Raw genomic sequence first — 14,808 nt, forward strand, 5'->3', positions numbered from 1 at the left:
GCCGTCCTCCTCCGCCCCGCCGCGGCGGGGTCCCTTCCTTCCCTGGCCGTGCTCCGGCGCCCCCAGCGCCGGACCCTGACGAAAGTTCGATCCCAGTGTCCATCTTCGAGGCGGTCGTCCTCGGTCTCATCCAAGGACTGACCGAGTTCCTCCCCGTGTCCTCCAGCGCCCACCTCCGGGTCTTCGCGGCCTTCTTCAACTGGCCCGACCCCGGGGCCGCGTTCACCGCGGTCAGCCAGATCGGTACCGAACTGGCGGTCGTGCTCTACTTCCACAAGCGCATCTGGGCGGTCATCTCCACCTGGTGCCGCTCCCTGGTGAACCGGGACCTGCGCGGCGACATCAACGCCCGCATGGGGTGGTACATCATCATCGCCACCATCCCGATCGGCGTCCTCGGCCTGCTGCTGGAGGACCAGATCGACAGCGTCTTCCGCGACCTGCGGCTGATCGCCCTGACACTGATCGTCTTCGGCCTCATCCTCGGGGCGGTCGACCACTTCGCCCGCCGCGAGCGCGAGATCAAGGACCTGAACCTGTCCCGCGGCGTGGCCTTCGGCCTCTTCCAGACCCTCGCCCTCATCCCGGGCGTCTCCCGCTCCGGCGCGACCATCACCGGCGGCCGCCTGATGGGCTTCACCCGCCCCGACGCCGCCGAGTTCGCGTTCCTCATCGCACTGCCGGCCGTGTTCGCGTCGGGCCTGTACAAGATGCTCGACATCGGCGGGGGCGAGTACGCCGGGTGGGGCGCCACCATCGTCGGCACCCTCGTCGCCTTCGTCGTCGGCTACGTCGTCATCGCGTGGCTGATGAAGTTCATCTCCACGCACAGCTTCATGCCGTTCGTCTACTACCGCGTCGCCCTGGGCGTGCTCATCCTCGTCCTGGTCTTCACCGGCACGCTCGACCCCCAGGGCGGCGCCGGCGTCGGATAGCCGCCGCGCCCCGTCTCCCGGTGCCCCGGCCGAGCCCCTTCGGCCGGGGCACCGTCGCCGCTACTGTGGGGCCCATGGCGACATCCGAGACAGCCGACGCCCCGCCGCCCGCCCCGGAGGCGGTCACCCTCCTCCTCGTCCGGCACGGGATGACCGACGCCACCGGCCCCCTGCTGGCCGGCCGGGCCGAGGGCGTCCACCTCAACGACACCGGCCGCGCCCAGGCCGCCGACCTGGCCCACCGGCTCACCGGGCTGCGCCCCGCCGCCCTGGTGTCCAGCCCCCTCGAACGCTGCCGGGAGACCGCCGAGGCGGTCGCCGAGCACCTGGGCGCCGCGGTCGCGGTCGACGACCGCCTCATCGAGTGCGACTACGGAAGCTGGACAGGCCGCACCCTGGGCGAGTTGGGTGCCGAACCGCTCTGGCGGGTGGTCCAGGAACACCCCAGCGCCGCACGGTTCCCCGGCGGCGAGGCGCTCGCCGCCGCCTCGGCGCGCGCCGTCGGGGCGGTCCGCGACTGGAATACCCGCCTCCTCCAGGGCCGGTCCACCGAGTCCGCCGAACCCCCCGCGTACGTCGTGTGCAGCCACGGCGACATCATCAAGGCGATCGTCGCCGACGCCCTGGGCCTGCACCTGGACCTGTTCCAGCGCCTGCGCGTGGACCCCTGTTCGGTCACCTCCATCACCTACACCCGCACCCGCCCCTTCCTGAACAAGCTCAACGACACGGGGGAGGGCCTGGCGGGGAGCCTGCCGACCCGGGGGGAGGCCTCGGGCGACGCGGCGGTCGGCGGGGGCGCGGGCGCCCAGGAGGGCGCGGAGTAGGTGCGAAGCGGGGCGCGTACGGGGCGTAGCCGAGCGCGGTGTCGCCGCCATCCCTTAGGGTGCATGGCATGCCCGTCTTTCAGTTCAATCCGCCGGAGCGGTTCGTCGCCGGGACCGTGGGCCAGCCGGGAGAGCGCACCTTCTTCCTCCAAGCCGTGGGGGAGGGGCGTGTCACCAGTGTCGTCTTGGAGAAGGCGCAGGTGGAAGCGTTGGCGACCCGGGTCGAAGAGCTGTTGGAAGAGGTGCACCGCCGGTTCGGACCCCCGCCCGACGACGCGGTCCCGCCCGAGGACGACGAGCCCTTGCGCATGCCCATCGAGGAGGACTTCCGGGTGGGCACCCTCGCCCTGGCCTGGGACGCCGAGGCGGCCCGCGTCATCATCGAGGCCCAGGAGATCGAGGATGGCTCCGACGAGGAGCTGACCGAGGACGACGAGGAGGAGATCGAGGTCTTCGCCGAGGAAGCGCCGCACCGCGACGTCCTGCGCGTCTACCTCACCCCCGGCGCGGCGCGCGCGTTCGCCGGGCGGGCGCTGAAGGTGGTGGCGGCGGGCCGGCCCGAGTGCCCGCTGTGCGCCCGGCCGCTCGACCCCAAGGGCCACATCTGCGTGCGCCAGAACGGCTACCGGCCGGGCCGCATCGTCTGAGTCGGACCCGATGAGCGAGACGACCGGCGCGTTCGACGGCCTGGGCACGGCGGAGGGCCTGGAGCTGCTCCACGGCGGGGACCTGACCGTCGAGGGCCGCCTGACATCGGCCTCCAACGCCACCCTGTACTGCACCGTCTCCGACGGCGCGCGCTCAGCCGCGTGCGTGTACAAGCCGGTGGCGGGGGAGCGGCCGCTGTGGGACTTCCCCGACGGCACCCTGGCCGGGCGGGAGGTGTCGGCCTACGCCGTCTCCGAGGCGCTGGGGTGGGGCGTGGTCCCGCCCACCGTCCACCGCGACGGGCCGTTCGGCGAGGGCATGGTCCAACTGTGGGTGCACGGCGACACCACCGTCGACCTCGTCGCCCTCTCCCGGGAGGCCGGCCACACCGGCCTGCGCCGCATGGCGGTCTTCGACGCGGTCATCAACAACTCCGACCGCAAGATCGGCCACCTGCTGCCCACCCCGGGCGGCCACCTGTACGGCTGCGACCACGGTGTCTCCTTCGCCGAGGACTACAAGCTGCGGACCGTGCTGTGGCAGTGGCAGGGGCAGGCGCTCACAGCGGAGTCCCTGGAGGCGCTGGAGGCGGTGCGCGCCCTGCTCGCCGACCGTGGGAGCGCGCTCTCGCACACCCTGGACCGCCACCTGACCGGGGCGGAGGGCCGCGCGGTGCGCAGGCGGGTGGAACTGCTCATCGAGCACCGGATCCACCCCTACCCGTCGCCCGACTGGCCGTCGGTGCCCTGGCCGCCCGTGTGAGGCGTTCCCGTGCGCAGCGGACGGTGTGTGAGGCGCGCCCCACCGGCCGGTGCGTGCCCCGGCCCCGGTCGGCGGCACAATGGGCCCTGTGAGCAACGAACACGCGTGGAACTACCTCTTCGACATGGACGGTGTGCTCGTGCGCGAGCACCACATCGTCCCCGGCGCCGACGACCTCGTCTCCGAGCTGCGTGAGAACGGCGTCCCGTTCATGGTGCTGACCAACAACTCCATCTACACCCCGCGCGACCTGCGCGCCCGGTTGCTCCACTCGGGGCTGGACATTCCGGAGGAGTCCATCTGGACCTCGGCGCTGGCCACGGCGCAGTTCCTCCAGACCCAGCGGCCGGGCGGGTCGGCCTACGTGGTCGGCGAGTCCGGTCTGACCACCGCGCTGCACAACGCGGGCTACGTGATGACCGAGACCGAGCCCGACTACGTGGTGCTCGGGGAGACCCGCACCTACAGCTTCGAGGCCATCACCCGGGCGATCCGCCTCGTGGAGGCCGGTGCGCGCTTCATCGCCACCAACCCCGACGAGAGCGGCCCCAGCGCCGAGGGGCGGCTGCCGGCCACGGGCGCGGTGGCGGCGCTGATCGAGAAGGCCACGGGTCGGCGCCCCTACTTCGTGGGCAAGCCCAACCCCCTGATGATGCGGTCGGCGCTGCGCCGGATCGGCGCCCACTCCGAGAACACGATCATGGTCGGCGACCGGATGGACACCGACGTCCTGAGCGGCCTGGAGGCGGGACTGCAGACCGTCCTGGTGCTGTCGGGGATCTCCGGCCGCGACACCGCCGAGGAGTTCCCCTACCGCCCCACGAAGGTGATCGGGTCGGTGCAGGAGTTGGTGGGCAGGACAGGTGCCCCCTTCGCCCAGGAGGGCTGAGCCGGACCCGCGGTACGGGACGGGGGCGGTGGACACGGTGTCCGCCGCCCCCGTTCGGTCCCCTACGGGCCCTGCGTGGGTGGGAGCTACTCCTGATTGGCGAGCTCCTCGACCTTGGCCGCCTCCTCGCGGCGGCGCGCTCGCAGCAGGGCGAGGCGCTCGGCGAGGACCTCTTCAAGGTCCTCCATGCTCCGCCGCTCCAGCAGCATGTCCCAGTGGGTGCGTACCGGCTTGGCGTTCTTGGGCTCCTCACCGGTTCCGTCCCGCCTCAGGGAGCGGTCGCCGCAGAAGCGGCACTCCCACTCCGCGGGGATCTCGGCCTCCGTGGCGAAGGTGACCGAGAAGCGGTGGCCCCGGGTGCAGTCGTAGGTGACCTCTTGTCGCGGAGCCAGATCGGTGTTGCGGTCGTTCTCGTAGCTCGTCGCTCCGAGCCGGGTGCCGCGAAGTGCTCGCTCGGCCATCGTGTGGGTGCCTCCAGGCGCTCGTGCGGTTTCGCGGGGTGTAACGCGTCGGTCCACGTCAAGATTCCCCGCGGACCTGGGGTCGAACCACCCGTGGCGGCCCCGGGTCGCCTTTCTCCGGCCCGTCGGCCCGACTGGGCGCCTGGGGGGGACGTTCGGGAGCAGGGCTCCCGACGCCCGGATCGAGTGATTCCACGTAAGGAAAGAATGGCCCGTCTTCTGATGACGTTCCGTGATGGTCAGTGTTGCTCCTTCCCCCCGGGCGGTGTTTCCGCCGTGTTTCGTTGGCTGTTCCGGTGTCCTGTGGTGGTCGCCGATCGCTTGGTTATGTCCTTTTTGTGAGTATTTCTGGGATTGTTCACTGTAAAAGCTCTGGCCGGGACTTGTGAGCCAAACTGCCTTTGGTGTAGGAGTTGTGGCTCTCCACCGGTTCGTGAAGAGCGTTCATGTTCGTACTGATCATCACGCATGGTGACCACGTGGTCATTTCAGATCCATGGTGGTATGTTCTCTCGCTGTGTGTGAATGGCGTCGAATTCGTGATGTTTCAACGTTTTTTGCGGTCTAGCGCCCATGCGTGGATCCCCACACCCCTTCTGCCCGACCGCGACCCATGTACGGATGCTGGAGACGATGACGACCTGGAATCCCCCGCTCGCCCGGGAGCCCCTGCCGCCGTGGCTCGCCGTTCCACGCTGGCTCCTGCTCCCCCTGGCAGTCCTCCCGTTCTGGGCCTGGGCGCTTTGGGCGGCCCGCGACAGCGCACTCGCGTCCGTCCTCCTGGCCGGAGGGCTGGCCCTCGCCCTCCTGAGCTTCCTCGCCGTTCTGGTCAACCAGCGCGAACGCCGTATCGCCGAACTCGAACGGGCCGTGGAAGAGCAGCGTGCGGGCACCGCGGCCCTGGCCGAGCGCCACCTGCCCGCCCTCGTCGGGCGACTGCGCTCGGGGGACTCCGCCGAGACGGCCCTGTCCCGGCACACCCTGCCCGAGGACCCGATCCACCAGGACCTGCTGAGCGCCGTCGCCACCGAGATCGCCACCGCCGAGCGCCGCCGAACCGCCGCGATGCTCGCCTGCGCCACCGCCGCCGGCCGGGTCCAGGCCATGTCCACCGCGATGCTCGCCGACCTGCGCCGCATGCAGGACCGCTACGGCGACGGCACCGACGGCGGTGTCCTCGGCGACCTCATGCAGCTCGACCACAGCATCGCCCAGACCGGCCGGGTCGCCGACAGTATCGCCGTCCTGACCGGAGCCCGCTCCGGCCGCAGGTGGAGCCGGGCCATCAGGGTGGAGAGCCTGCTGCGCGGCGCCATGTCCCGGATCGGCTCCTACCAGCGCGTGCGCACCCACGAGGCCACCGGCCTGGCCGTCGCCGGGTTCGCCGCCGAGGGTGTCATCCACGCCCTGGCCGAACTGCTGGACAACGCCGCCAAGTTCTCCCCGCCCACCACCGAGGTCCACGTCCACGTGGAGGAGGTCCAGGCCGGGATCGCCGTCATGATCGAGGACGCCGGCCTGGTGATGGGCGACGAGGCGCTCAGACGCGCCCGCGCGGCCGTCGACGACAGCCTCGACATCACCTCGATCTCGGGCACCCGCCTCGGCCTGTCCGTGGTGGGCCACATCGCCCGCCGCTACGACCTGTCGGTCTCCTTCCGCCCCTCCTCCCGGGGCGGAACGGCCGTGGTCCTGCTCATCCCCAGGAAGCTGGTCAAGTCCCTCTCCGAGGAGCCGGCCCTTCCCGAACCCCCCGCCACAGCCCCCGCCGGCGACGAGAAACCGTTCGCCGGGCACCGGAGCCGAGCCGCCGCGGAGCCGCCCACCGGCGACTCCGTCAAGGGCCTGCCCGTCCGCCGCAGAGGCCGCACCCTGGCCGAGGCCGGACCCGAACCTGAGCGCTCCGCCCCCACAGCCAAGACACCCACCCAGTCCACCGGGGGCTTTCGCGCCTTCCGCACCGCGGTGCGCGGACAGGACCCGGACGCAACACCGAAGGACGTGTGATGGACCTCGAAAAGTTGACCTGGCTCATCGAAGGCCTCCTCGACCGCACCCCGGGCGCCAGGCACGCACTCGTGCTCTCCCGCGACGGCCTCAAACTCTGCCACAGCGCCGCGCTCGACACCGACAAGGCCGACCACCTCGCCGCGATCGCCGCCGGACTCCAGAGCCTGGTGCACGGCGCCTCCGTCGAGTTCGGCTCCGGCGACGGCGGTGTCCGCCAGGCCATGGCCGAGTTCTACGGCGGCCTGCTCTTCATCGTCGAGGCCGGCCACGGCACCCATCTGGCCGTCATCGCCGCCGAGGACGCCGACCCCGGCCTGCTCGGCCACAACATGCACGAACTCGTCGAGCAGATGGGCGAGCACCTCACCACCCCGCTGCGCGCCGCCAACGGGTCCTCATGAGCCGGTCCCACCACGATGAGAGCCCCGACCGGCTCTACGTCATCACCTCGGGCCGCAGCTCGGCGCCCGACGACGCCCTCGACTCCGTCGCCCTCATCGTCGCCGAGAACGCCCCCACCGCGGGGATGCAGTCCGAGCACGCCCGCATCCTGCGCTTATGCCGCGGACCGACAGCGCTCGTGGAGATCGCCGCGCACCTGGAGCTGCCCCTGGCGATTACGCGCATCCTCGTCACGGACCTCCTCGACGGCGGCCACGCCACCGCCCGCCACCCCCGGAGCGCGCCCTCCAGAGCGCGCCCGACCACCTCACCGGACGTGTTGGAGAAGGTGCTCCTTGCACTCCAGAACCTGTGACGCCGCCGACGCCCCCACCCCGGAGTCCCCCCTTCCGGGCACCGTCGAGCACGCCCTGAAGATCGCCGTGGTGGGCGGCTTCGGCGTCGGCAAGACCACCCTGGTGCGCTCGGTCAGCGAGATCCGTCCCCTCACCACCGAGGAGACGATGACCGAGGCCGCCGCGAACGTCGACGACGTGCGCGGGGTCGAGGGCAAGCGCACCACCACCATCGCCTTCGACTTCGGCCGGATCACGCTGGACGCCACCTCCGTGCTGTACCTGTTCGGCGCCCCCGGCCAGAAGCGCTTCTGGTTCCTGTGGGACCGGGTCCTCACCGGCTCCCTCGGCGCCGTCGTCCTCGTCGACACCCGACGCCTGGAGGACTCCTGGTACGCCATCGACCGCCTCGAAGCGCAGAAGACGCCGTTCATCGTCGCCCACAACGACTTCGGTGACGCCGAACACACCCTCGACGACATCCGTGCCGCGCTCGACCTCGACCCCGCCGTCCCCCTGATCCGGTGCGACGCGCGCGAACGCGACTCCGCGCGCCAGGTGCTCGTCACCCTCGTCCGACACGTCCGATCCCTTGTCTCAGGAGGCCCGCGGTGAGCGTTGACACCGGCAGCCCCGTCCGCCTGTACGGTTCCGGACTCGATGACCCCTCCGCCCTCTACCGGTCCATGCGCGAGGAGCACGGGCCCGTGGTGCCGGTCCTGCTGGAGGGGGACGTCCCCGCCTGGCTGGTCATCGGCTATCGCGAACTCCACCACGTGCTGAGCACCCCCTCGGTGTTCGCGCGCGACCCGCGCCGCTGGAACGCCTGGGACCGGGTTCCCGAGAACTGGCCGCTGCTGCCGGTACTGGTGCCGCTGCCCAACCTGCTCTCGGCCGAGGGCGAGGACCACCGCCGCCGTGCCGAGGCAGTCAACGACGCACTGAACGGCGCCGACCCCCATGAACTGCGGACGGTCACCGCACGCATCGCCGACCGGCTCATCGACGGCTTCTGCGGCTCCGGCGGCGCCGACCTGCGCACCCAGTACGCGGAGCGCCTGCCCTCCCTGCTGCTGTGCTGGATGTACGGCCTCGACGATGATCGCGGTGAGGACATCGCCAGCGCTCTGACCACGGTCTTCAACGCGGGACCCGAATCGGTGGAGGCCCACGGCAGGATCGCCGCGGCGTTCGGCGGGCTGATCGCCGAGCGCCGTGAGCGGCCCGGACCGGACGTGGTGTCCCGGCTGATCGCCCACCCCGCAGGCTACGGTGACGAGGATCTGGTCGCCGAGCTCGTGGCCATCCTGGGCGGAGCCCACCAGACCACCACCGAGTGGATCGGCAACGCACTGCGGCTGATGCTCACCGACGACCGCTTCTCCGCATCGCTGTCCGGGGCGCGCAGCAGCGTGCGCGAGGCCCTGGTGGAGGTGCTGTGGGAGGACTCCCCCTCCCAGATGAACGCGGGCCGCTTCGCCGCCCACGACGTGGAACTGGCGGACCGCATCATCCGGGAGGGGGACCTGCTGCTGCTCGGCTTCGCCGCGGCCAACCAGGACCCGTGGCTGAACCCGCCCGGCCGCTCTGCCGCCGCCGGCACCAACCACGCCCACCTGTCCTTCTCACACGGTGAGCACGGGTGCCCCCACGCCGCGCGCGGCCTGGCCGAGGTCATGGCCGTCACCGCGGTCGAGGTCCTCCTCGACCGCCTGCCCGACCTCGAACTGGCGATCCCCGCCGAGGAGGTCCAGTGGCGTCCCTCGCCCTGGGTCCGCGGAGTGGTCTCCCTGCCCGCGACCTTCACCCCCACCACACCGCACACGGTGCTCTGAAGACCCCCGCTACCCCGCACCAGGACAGTCACCGCGCCCCCACAAGGAGAGAACCATGTCCTGTCCCATGCACGCCGCAGACGGTGTCCCCCTCGTCCACGCCGTACCCGAGGACGTCCAGGCCGACCGCGAGCGCCTCTACCAGGAGGGACCGGTCACCCGGATCGAGCTGCCCGGCGGTGTCCGGGCGTGGGCCACCACCCACCACGAGGTCAGCAAGGCCGCCCTCAACGACCCCCGCTTCGCCAAGAGCGTCGACCACTGGGCCGACTACCAGAACGGCAGGGTGGACGAGGGGTGGCCGCTGCTGGGCACCATCCCCCGGGACAACACCAACATGCTGGCCCTGGACGGACCCGCCCACCGGCGCATGCGCCAGCTCACCTCCAGCCCGTTCTCCGCGCGCCGCGTGGAGCGGCTGCGCCCCGACATCGAACGCGTGACCGCCGCGGCGCTCGACGCCCTGGAGCCGAGGGCGGGCGAGGTCCTGGACCTGCGCAAGGAGTTCACCTTCCGGGTACCGATGTCGGTCATCGGGCTGCTGTACGGCGTGGAGGAATCCGAGTACTCCCAGCTCGGCGAGATGTACGGCAAGCTCTTCTCCGGCACCGGCGAGGAGGGCGAGCACCTCCAGATCTACGCCCAGCTGTTCCAGTTCTTCTCCGAGATGGTGGCCCGCAAGCGCGCCCAGCCCGGGGACGACTTCACCACCGACCTGCTCCAGGCGGGGGAGGAGGGCGACGGCCTCAGCGACGAGGAGGTCGTGATCACGCTGCTGACGGTGGTGGCCGCCGGACACGAGACCACGGTCAACCTCCTCAACAACGCGGTCCGCGCGCTGCTGGCCCACCCCGCGCAGTTCGACCTGCTCAAGAAGGGGGAGATCTCCTGGGACGCGGTGATCGAGGAGGTCCTGCGCTACGACCCGCCCAACAACGTCTTCATGTTCCGCTTCGCCACCGAGGACGTGGAGCTGGGCGGACACACCATCCGCAAGGGCGAGGCGCTGGCCACCCACTACGGTGCGGCCAGCCGCGACCGCACCGAGTTCGGTGAGGAGCCCCACCCCTCGGTGTTCGACCCCAGCCGCACCCGGGGGCGGCACATCACCTTCGGGTACGGGCCGCACATCTGCCCGGGGGCGCCGCTGTCGCGCCTGGAGGCCAGGATCGTGCTGCCCATGCTCTTCGAGCGCTTCCCCGACCTGGAACTGGCGGTCCCGGACGAGGAGCTGCGGGTCGAGTCGGCCCTGTCGGTGACCAGCCTCGCCGAGTTCCCCGTCCGCCTGCGTCCGTAGCGGACCCGGTCCCGGCCGCACACCCCCCGGCGGCCGGGGCCGCTTCATTCCGGACCCACTACCCGGGGTCACGTATCCTCTCCTTTCCGTGCTCGTGGTTGGGTTTCCCGTGGCGCGCGCCGAGGAAGAAAGCCACCGAATGGTTCATAAGGTCACGAACTTCTCATAAGAAGCATGCGTACCTCTGGTGGGGGAGGACCCCGTGCACCCGACACACCTGCTCGCCGCCGCGCTCCTGGCCGCCTCGGCCCCGGCCGCCGCCGAGGAGGAGGCCGCACGCGACTACACCGAGGCGCTCACCGCCACGGGCGACCCCGACCGGATGGCCGAGGGGTGGACGAGTGCCACCGACGGCTCCACCGCCCACACCTACCTCCGCCACCGCACCTACGTCGCCCGCGCCTGGGCCGACGAGGGGCGCCCCCTGGCCGACGAGACCGCCGAACCCGTGGACGGCGGCGTCCGGATCTGCCGGGAAGCGCCGCCCGCCGACGGGACCCGCTGTGCCGACCTCACCGACTTCGCCTACGAGGACGGCCTCGTGTCCGGTTTCCGCGTCGACGGCCTCGACCCCGCTCCCTACCTCGTCGAAGGCGGAACGGACCCGGCCTCCTCCACGGGGATCCAGGCCACGGTCCTCACCGCCTACCGCAGCGTCACCGACCCCGTCATGGTGGTCGTCCTGGGGATCTCCACCAAGGAGAGCGCGGACCTCGACCTCTCCGGAGCCGTCTACCGGGGCCCCGGCGACGACGAGGTGCGGGCGCAGGCCGCCGGGGGCGAGCGCGAACTCGACGCCGGGGACGACACACAGGCCGCCCTGTACTTCCGCGACGTCGACCTCGGCGGGGAGGTCGTGCTCACCGGGTGCCTGGAGGAGTGCTCCGCCTTCGTCGACCTCACCGTTCCGGTCCCCTGACACCGGCCGGGCCGAAAGGAGTGTCCCCTTCCCGGTACGGATCGCCCATACGCGCACGGTGTGTCCGCTAGCGGACACACCGTGCGCGGCTCGCCGCCCCCGCAGGCGCCCGGCACCCCACCCGCACCGCCGGTACCGCTGAGGCTGCTCCCGGCCCACAAGCCCGCCCCCGCAGCGGTTCTGTTGGTATGCGGGGTGGATTCTGGAAGGATGTCCGGTACTTTCCTCCCACCTCCGAAGGAGCGCCATGGGCGACCGGCCCGTGATCGACACCACCGTCCCGCACTCGGCCCGCGTGTGGAACTACTGGCTCGGCGGCAAGGACCACTACCCCGTCGACCGGGAGGCCGGCGAGGCCTTCCTCAAGGTCTTCCCCGGCATGGCGCAGGGCGCTCGCGCCTCCCGGGCCTTCCTCGGCCGCACGGTCCGCTACCTGGCCGGGGAGGCCGGGGTCCGCCAGTTCCTGGACGTGGGCACGGGGCTGCCCACCGCGGACAACACCCACGAGGTCGCCCAGGCGGTCGCCCCCGAGAGCACGATCCTCTACGTCGACAACGACCCCCTGGTGCTCACCCACGCCCGAGCCCTGATGACGAGCTCCCCCGAGGGCGCCACCGACTACGTCCACGCCGACCTGCGTGAGCCCGAGCGCATCCTGGACGAGGCCCGCAAACGCCTGGACTTCGGCCGCCCCATCGCCCTGATGCTCATGGGCATCCTCGGCCACATCCCCGACTACGACGAGGCCCGCCGCCTGGTGCGCGTGCTCGTGGACGCCCTGCCGCCCGGCAGCTACCTGGCGGTCAACGACGGCACGAACGCCCACAGCGAGGCCAACAAGGAGGCGCACGACCAGTACAACGACGAGAGCGGGGGAGAGCCCTACATCCAGCGCTCCCCGGAGCAGATCGGCGGGTTCTTCGAGGGCCTGGAGCTGGTGGAGCCGGGGGTGGTGTCGGTGACACGCTGGCGCTACGAGGAGACCGAGTTCGGCGTCCCGCCGGTGGTGGACGGCTACGGCGCCGTCGGCCGCAAGCCCTGACGGGGGCGGCACCGCGTGCCTCCTCGTGGCCCGCGGCCTCGCGGGCGGCCGTGCGCGTACGCAGGGACCCGGTCTCGTACCTTGGGTCCATGCCGTCCCACACGTGCCCGCCCCGAGGAGCCCCCGCCGGGGAGCCCGCCGTCCGCTTCGAGGGTGCCGTACGCCGCTACGGCCCCCTCCACACCGTCGGCCCGCTCGACCTGGCAGTCCGGCCCGGGACGTGCACCGCGCTCACCGGACCCAACGGGTGCGGCAAGTCCACCGCGCTGCGGATGGCCGCGGGCGATGAACCGTGCGACGAGGGCGCCGTCCGAGTCCTCGGCGCCCCGCCGGACCAGGCCGATCCCGCCTTCCGCCGCCGTGTCGCCGTCCTCGACGCCCCTGCCTTCTTCCCCGACCTCACCGTCCGCGAGCACCTGGAGCTCACCGCCGTCGGCCACGGGCTCGGCGGGCGGGCCCCGGCCCGGGTGGAGGAGGTCCTGGACGAGTGTCGCCTGTCCGCACACGCCGGACTCGCCCCGGACGGGCTCAGCAGCGGACTCAGGCAGATGATGTCGATCGCCGCGCTGCTCCTGCCGCCCGTCCTCGACCTCCTGCTCCTGGACGAGCCCGAACGCCACCTGGACCACGAGGCCAGACGGTGGCTCGCCGACGTCCTGCGTGCCAGGCGGGACGGCGGGGCCTGCCTCCTGTTGGCCACCCACCACCGCCCCCTCGTCGAATCCCTGGCCCACGAGGTCCACGACATGGCACGCCCCGCGTGAGCGCCCCCGCCCAGGACACCGAACGCCACGGCGCCGACCGGGCCACCGCCGACGTGCTGCGGCTGCTGCGCCGGCACCGGAGACCGCCGCGGCCCGGGGACACGGCGTTCGCCGTCTACGCCGTCCTGTTCACCGCCGTCCTCGTCCTCCCGCCGCTGGCCGCCTTCACCGCTGGAACGGTGGGCGCCCCCTCCGCCGCCTGGCCCGAACACCACGCGGCCTCCGCAGGGCTCGCGCTGACCGCCGCCGCACTCGCCGCGCTGTGGGCCTCGGCACGTGAGGCGACCGTCCGCGGACCGCTGCACCTGAGCGCCCCCGTGATCGACTGGGTACTGCGCCTGCCCGTGGACCGGGCGCCCCTGCTGGCCCCGGAGCTCATCCGCTCGGTCCTGTTCCGGGCCTCGGCCGGGGCCCTGGCCGCCCCGCTCGCCGTGGCGGTCGCGGCCCGCACCGTGCTCCTACCGCCGATCGCCCCGGCCGACCTCGCCGCCGCGTCGGCCGCCGGGGCGCTGCTAGGGGTGCTGAGCGTGGCGGTCGGAACGCTGACCGCCACCCGCGCCGCACGAGCCGTGGAACGGCTCCGCCCCTGGCACGCCGCGGCGCAGGCACTGCTGCTCACCGCCGCCGCCCTCACCTGGTACGCGCTCCCGCCCGTCCCGCTGTGGACCCCGGCCGCCTGGAGCGGCCCCTGGGGGTGGGCCGCCCAGGCCCTCGCCGCGCCGCTCGGCGCCCCGGGGACCCACCCGTGGGCGGCCCTCACGCTTCTGGGCTCGGCCACCGCCCTCCTCCTCACGTGTGCTCACCGGTCCCTGCCACTGGTGTCCTCAGCCGAACTCAGAGCGGGCTCGGCGGTCACCGACGGCCTGCGCGCTGGACTGTGGCTACACGACCCGGGCTGGCTCCACGAGGCCCTCCTGCGCCGCCGGAGGGACGGAGGCCGCCTGCCGTTCCGCGTGCGCCCGCCGCGCCGCGCCCGCCTCCTGGTCCCGTGGCGCGACCTGCTGGGCGCCCTGCGTGCCCCCTACACCGTCGCCGGTGCGCTGCTCCTGGCCGCCGCCTCGGCCCTGGCCGTCCTGGCCGAACCCGGGCCGTCGGCCGGTGCGGCCGCCGCACTCGCCCTCGCACCCCTGGCGGGCCTGTACGCGGCCGCTTCCCGGCTCATGGCCGGGGCCCGCATGGACGCCGCCGACCCCCGGCGCGCACGCCACCTGCCGCCCCGCTCCCCGGGGACCCTGGCCTTGGCGCACGGGATCTGGCCGCTGGCCGCTACGTCGGCGGCGGCCGCCCTTCCGCTCCTGTTCCTGGCCGGGCAGGGCGCCGCCGCGCCGTTCGACCTCCTCCTCGCCCTCCCCGCGCTGGTCGCCGGGGCCCTGGCCGGCGCCTACCGGGGACTCATGCCCGGGCACCTCTCCTTCGGCGTGGAGACCCCCTTCGGCAACACCGCCCCGCTGCAGATCGCCTCCTGGCACCTGTCGGGCCCGCTCGGGGCGCTGGCCGCCTCGTGGCCGACGGCGCCCGGCATCGGCCTGGGCGCGGGATGGGCCGACCTCCTGTGGACGGCCGCGGGCACCGCCGCCCTGGTGTGGTGGGTCCGACTCCGCGCCCGGCGCGTCCGGTGACACTACGTCTTGTTGGGGCGTCTCACTTACGTCTACGATCGAACTCCCCGGTAACCCACGCCC

General features: G+C 72.5%; 16 protein-coding genes. 15 read left to right on the forward strand and 1 reads right to left on the reverse strand.

Going from position 1 to position 14,808, the window contains the following annotated elements:
* Window positions 1-95: 95 nt before the first annotated feature.
* The 5 genes from ACFHWE_RS16385 (at window position 96) to ACFHWE_RS16405 (ending at window position 4,061) form a co-directional block, all read left to right on the forward strand.
* Window positions 96-935 (forward strand): undecaprenyl-diphosphate phosphatase, encoded by an 840-nt coding sequence (locus ACFHWE_RS16385; protein WP_028649400.1) that lies wholly within the window; start codon window positions 96-98, stop codon window positions 933-935.
* A gap of 74 nt (window positions 936-1,009) precedes the next feature.
* A complete protein-coding gene (locus tag ACFHWE_RS16390) occupies window positions 1,010-1,762 on the forward strand; it encodes an MSMEG_4193 family putative phosphomutase (RefSeq protein ID WP_416602513.1) in 753 nt (250 codons plus the stop codon).
* A 68-nt stretch (window positions 1,763-1,830) separates the two neighbouring features.
* Window positions 1,831-2,409 carry a DUF3090 domain-containing protein gene (locus ACFHWE_RS16395; protein WP_416602514.1) on the forward strand — a complete coding sequence of 193 codons (579 nt, stop codon included), beginning with the start codon at window positions 1,831-1,833 and terminating at the stop codon, window positions 2,407-2,409.
* 10 nt (window positions 2,410-2,419) lie between these two features.
* Window positions 2,420-3,172, forward strand: coding sequence for an SCO1664 family protein (locus tag ACFHWE_RS16400; protein ID WP_416602515.1), 753 nt, complete (start codon window positions 2,420-2,422; stop codon window positions 3,170-3,172).
* Between the two features lie 79 nt (window positions 3,173-3,251).
* A complete protein-coding gene (locus tag ACFHWE_RS16405) occupies window positions 3,252-4,061 on the forward strand; it encodes an HAD-IIA family hydrolase (protein ID WP_416602516.1) in 810 nt (269 codons plus the stop codon).
* 86 nt (window positions 4,062-4,147) lie between these two features.
* Here ACFHWE_RS16405 and ACFHWE_RS16410 read toward each other — a convergent pair whose 3' ends face one another.
* Window positions 4,148-4,522, reverse strand: coding sequence for an RNA polymerase-binding protein RbpA (locus tag ACFHWE_RS16410; protein WP_028649405.1), 375 nt, complete (start codon window positions 4,520-4,522; stop codon window positions 4,148-4,150).
* 633 nt (window positions 4,523-5,155) lie between these two features.
* Here ACFHWE_RS16410 and ACFHWE_RS16415 point away from each other — a divergent pair.
* From ACFHWE_RS16415 to ACFHWE_RS16460, 10 genes are all read left to right on the forward strand, one after another.
* Window positions 5,156-6,529 carry a sensor histidine kinase gene (locus ACFHWE_RS16415; RefSeq protein ID WP_416602517.1) on the forward strand — a complete coding sequence of 458 codons (1,374 nt, stop codon included), beginning with the start codon at window positions 5,156-5,158 and terminating at the stop codon, window positions 6,527-6,529.
* Window positions 6,529-6,933, forward strand: coding sequence for a roadblock/LC7 domain-containing protein (locus ACFHWE_RS16420; protein ID WP_416602518.1), 405 nt, complete (start codon window positions 6,529-6,531; stop codon window positions 6,931-6,933). Before ACFHWE_RS16415 ends, ACFHWE_RS16420 begins: the two co-directional genes overlap by 1 nt.
* A complete protein-coding gene (locus ACFHWE_RS16425) occupies window positions 6,930-7,289 on the forward strand; it encodes a DUF742 domain-containing protein (RefSeq protein ID WP_416602519.1) in 360 nt (119 codons plus the stop codon). Before ACFHWE_RS16420 ends, ACFHWE_RS16425 begins: the two co-directional genes overlap by 4 nt.
* Entirely contained in the window at window positions 7,270-7,884 is a 615-nt protein-coding gene (locus ACFHWE_RS16430) for a GTP-binding protein (RefSeq protein WP_416602520.1), read from the forward strand. Before ACFHWE_RS16425 ends, ACFHWE_RS16430 begins: the two co-directional genes overlap by 20 nt.
* Complete coding sequence (locus ACFHWE_RS16435; protein WP_416602521.1) at window positions 7,881-9,104, forward strand: cytochrome P450; 1,224 nt, start codon at window positions 7,881-7,883, stop codon at window positions 9,102-9,104. Before ACFHWE_RS16430 ends, ACFHWE_RS16435 begins: the two co-directional genes overlap by 4 nt.
* A gap of 55 nt (window positions 9,105-9,159) precedes the next feature.
* Complete coding sequence (locus ACFHWE_RS16440) at window positions 9,160-10,401, forward strand: cytochrome P450 family protein (RefSeq protein ID WP_416602522.1); 1,242 nt, start codon at window positions 9,160-9,162, stop codon at window positions 10,399-10,401.
* 202 nt (window positions 10,402-10,603) lie between these two features.
* On the forward strand, window positions 10,604-11,320 hold the full coding sequence (locus ACFHWE_RS16445) for a hypothetical protein (RefSeq protein ID WP_416602523.1): 717 nt from the start codon (window positions 10,604-10,606) through the stop codon (window positions 11,318-11,320).
* A gap of 247 nt (window positions 11,321-11,567) precedes the next feature.
* On the forward strand, window positions 11,568-12,362 hold the full coding sequence (locus ACFHWE_RS16450; protein WP_416602524.1) for an SAM-dependent methyltransferase: 795 nt from the start codon (window positions 11,568-11,570) through the stop codon (window positions 12,360-12,362).
* An 89-nt stretch (window positions 12,363-12,451) separates the two neighbouring features.
* Window positions 12,452-13,126 carry an ATP-binding cassette domain-containing protein gene (locus ACFHWE_RS16455; RefSeq protein WP_416602525.1) on the forward strand — a complete coding sequence of 225 codons (675 nt, stop codon included), beginning with the start codon at window positions 12,452-12,454 and terminating at the stop codon, window positions 13,124-13,126.
* The gene (locus ACFHWE_RS16460) at window positions 13,123-14,745 is read left to right on the forward strand and encodes a DUF6297 family protein (RefSeq protein WP_416602526.1); all 1,623 of its coding nucleotides are present in this window, start codon (window positions 13,123-13,125) and stop codon (window positions 14,743-14,745) included. Before ACFHWE_RS16455 ends, ACFHWE_RS16460 begins: the two co-directional genes overlap by 4 nt.
* The last annotated feature ends 63 nt before the right edge of the window (window positions 14,746-14,808 follow it).

It is taken from the genome of Nocardiopsis sp. LOL_012 (assembly GCF_048060475.1).
Taxonomy (GTDB): Bacteria; Actinomycetota; Actinomycetes; order Streptosporangiales; family Streptosporangiaceae; genus Nocardiopsis.

Coding starts and splice junctions, on each gene's coding strand:
- ACFHWE_RS16400 (WP_416602515.1), top strand. CDS start 2,420: ATGAGCGAGACGACCGGCGCGTTCGACGGCCTGGGCACGGCGGAGGGC.
- ACFHWE_RS16450 (WP_416602524.1), top strand. CDS start 11,568: ATGGGCGACCGGCCCGTGATCGACACCACCGTCCCGCACTCGGCCCGC.
- ACFHWE_RS16395 (WP_416602514.1), top strand. CDS start 1,831: ATGCCCGTCTTTCAGTTCAATCCGCCGGAGCGGTTCGTCGCCGGGACC.
- ACFHWE_RS16420 (WP_416602518.1), top strand. CDS start 6,529: ATGGACCTCGAAAAGTTGACCTGGCTCATCGAAGGCCTCCTCGACCGC.
- ACFHWE_RS16390 (WP_416602513.1), top strand. CDS start 1,010: ATGGCGACATCCGAGACAGCCGACGCCCCGCCGCCCGCCCCGGAGGCG.
- ACFHWE_RS16425 (WP_416602519.1), top strand. CDS start 6,930: ATGAGCCGGTCCCACCACGATGAGAGCCCCGACCGGCTCTACGTCATC.
- ACFHWE_RS16415 (WP_416602517.1), top strand. CDS start 5,156: ATGACGACCTGGAATCCCCCGCTCGCCCGGGAGCCCCTGCCGCCGTGG.
- ACFHWE_RS16410 (WP_028649405.1), bottom strand. CDS start 4,522: ATGGCCGAGCGAGCACTTCGCGGCACCCGGCTCGGAGCGACGAGCTAC.
- ACFHWE_RS16455 (WP_416602525.1), top strand. CDS start 12,452: ATGCCGTCCCACACGTGCCCGCCCCGAGGAGCCCCCGCCGGGGAGCCC.
- ACFHWE_RS16405 (WP_416602516.1), top strand. CDS start 3,252: ATGGGCCCTGTGAGCAACGAACACGCGTGGAACTACCTCTTCGACATG.
- ACFHWE_RS16440 (WP_416602522.1), top strand. CDS start 9,160: ATGTCCTGTCCCATGCACGCCGCAGACGGTGTCCCCCTCGTCCACGCC.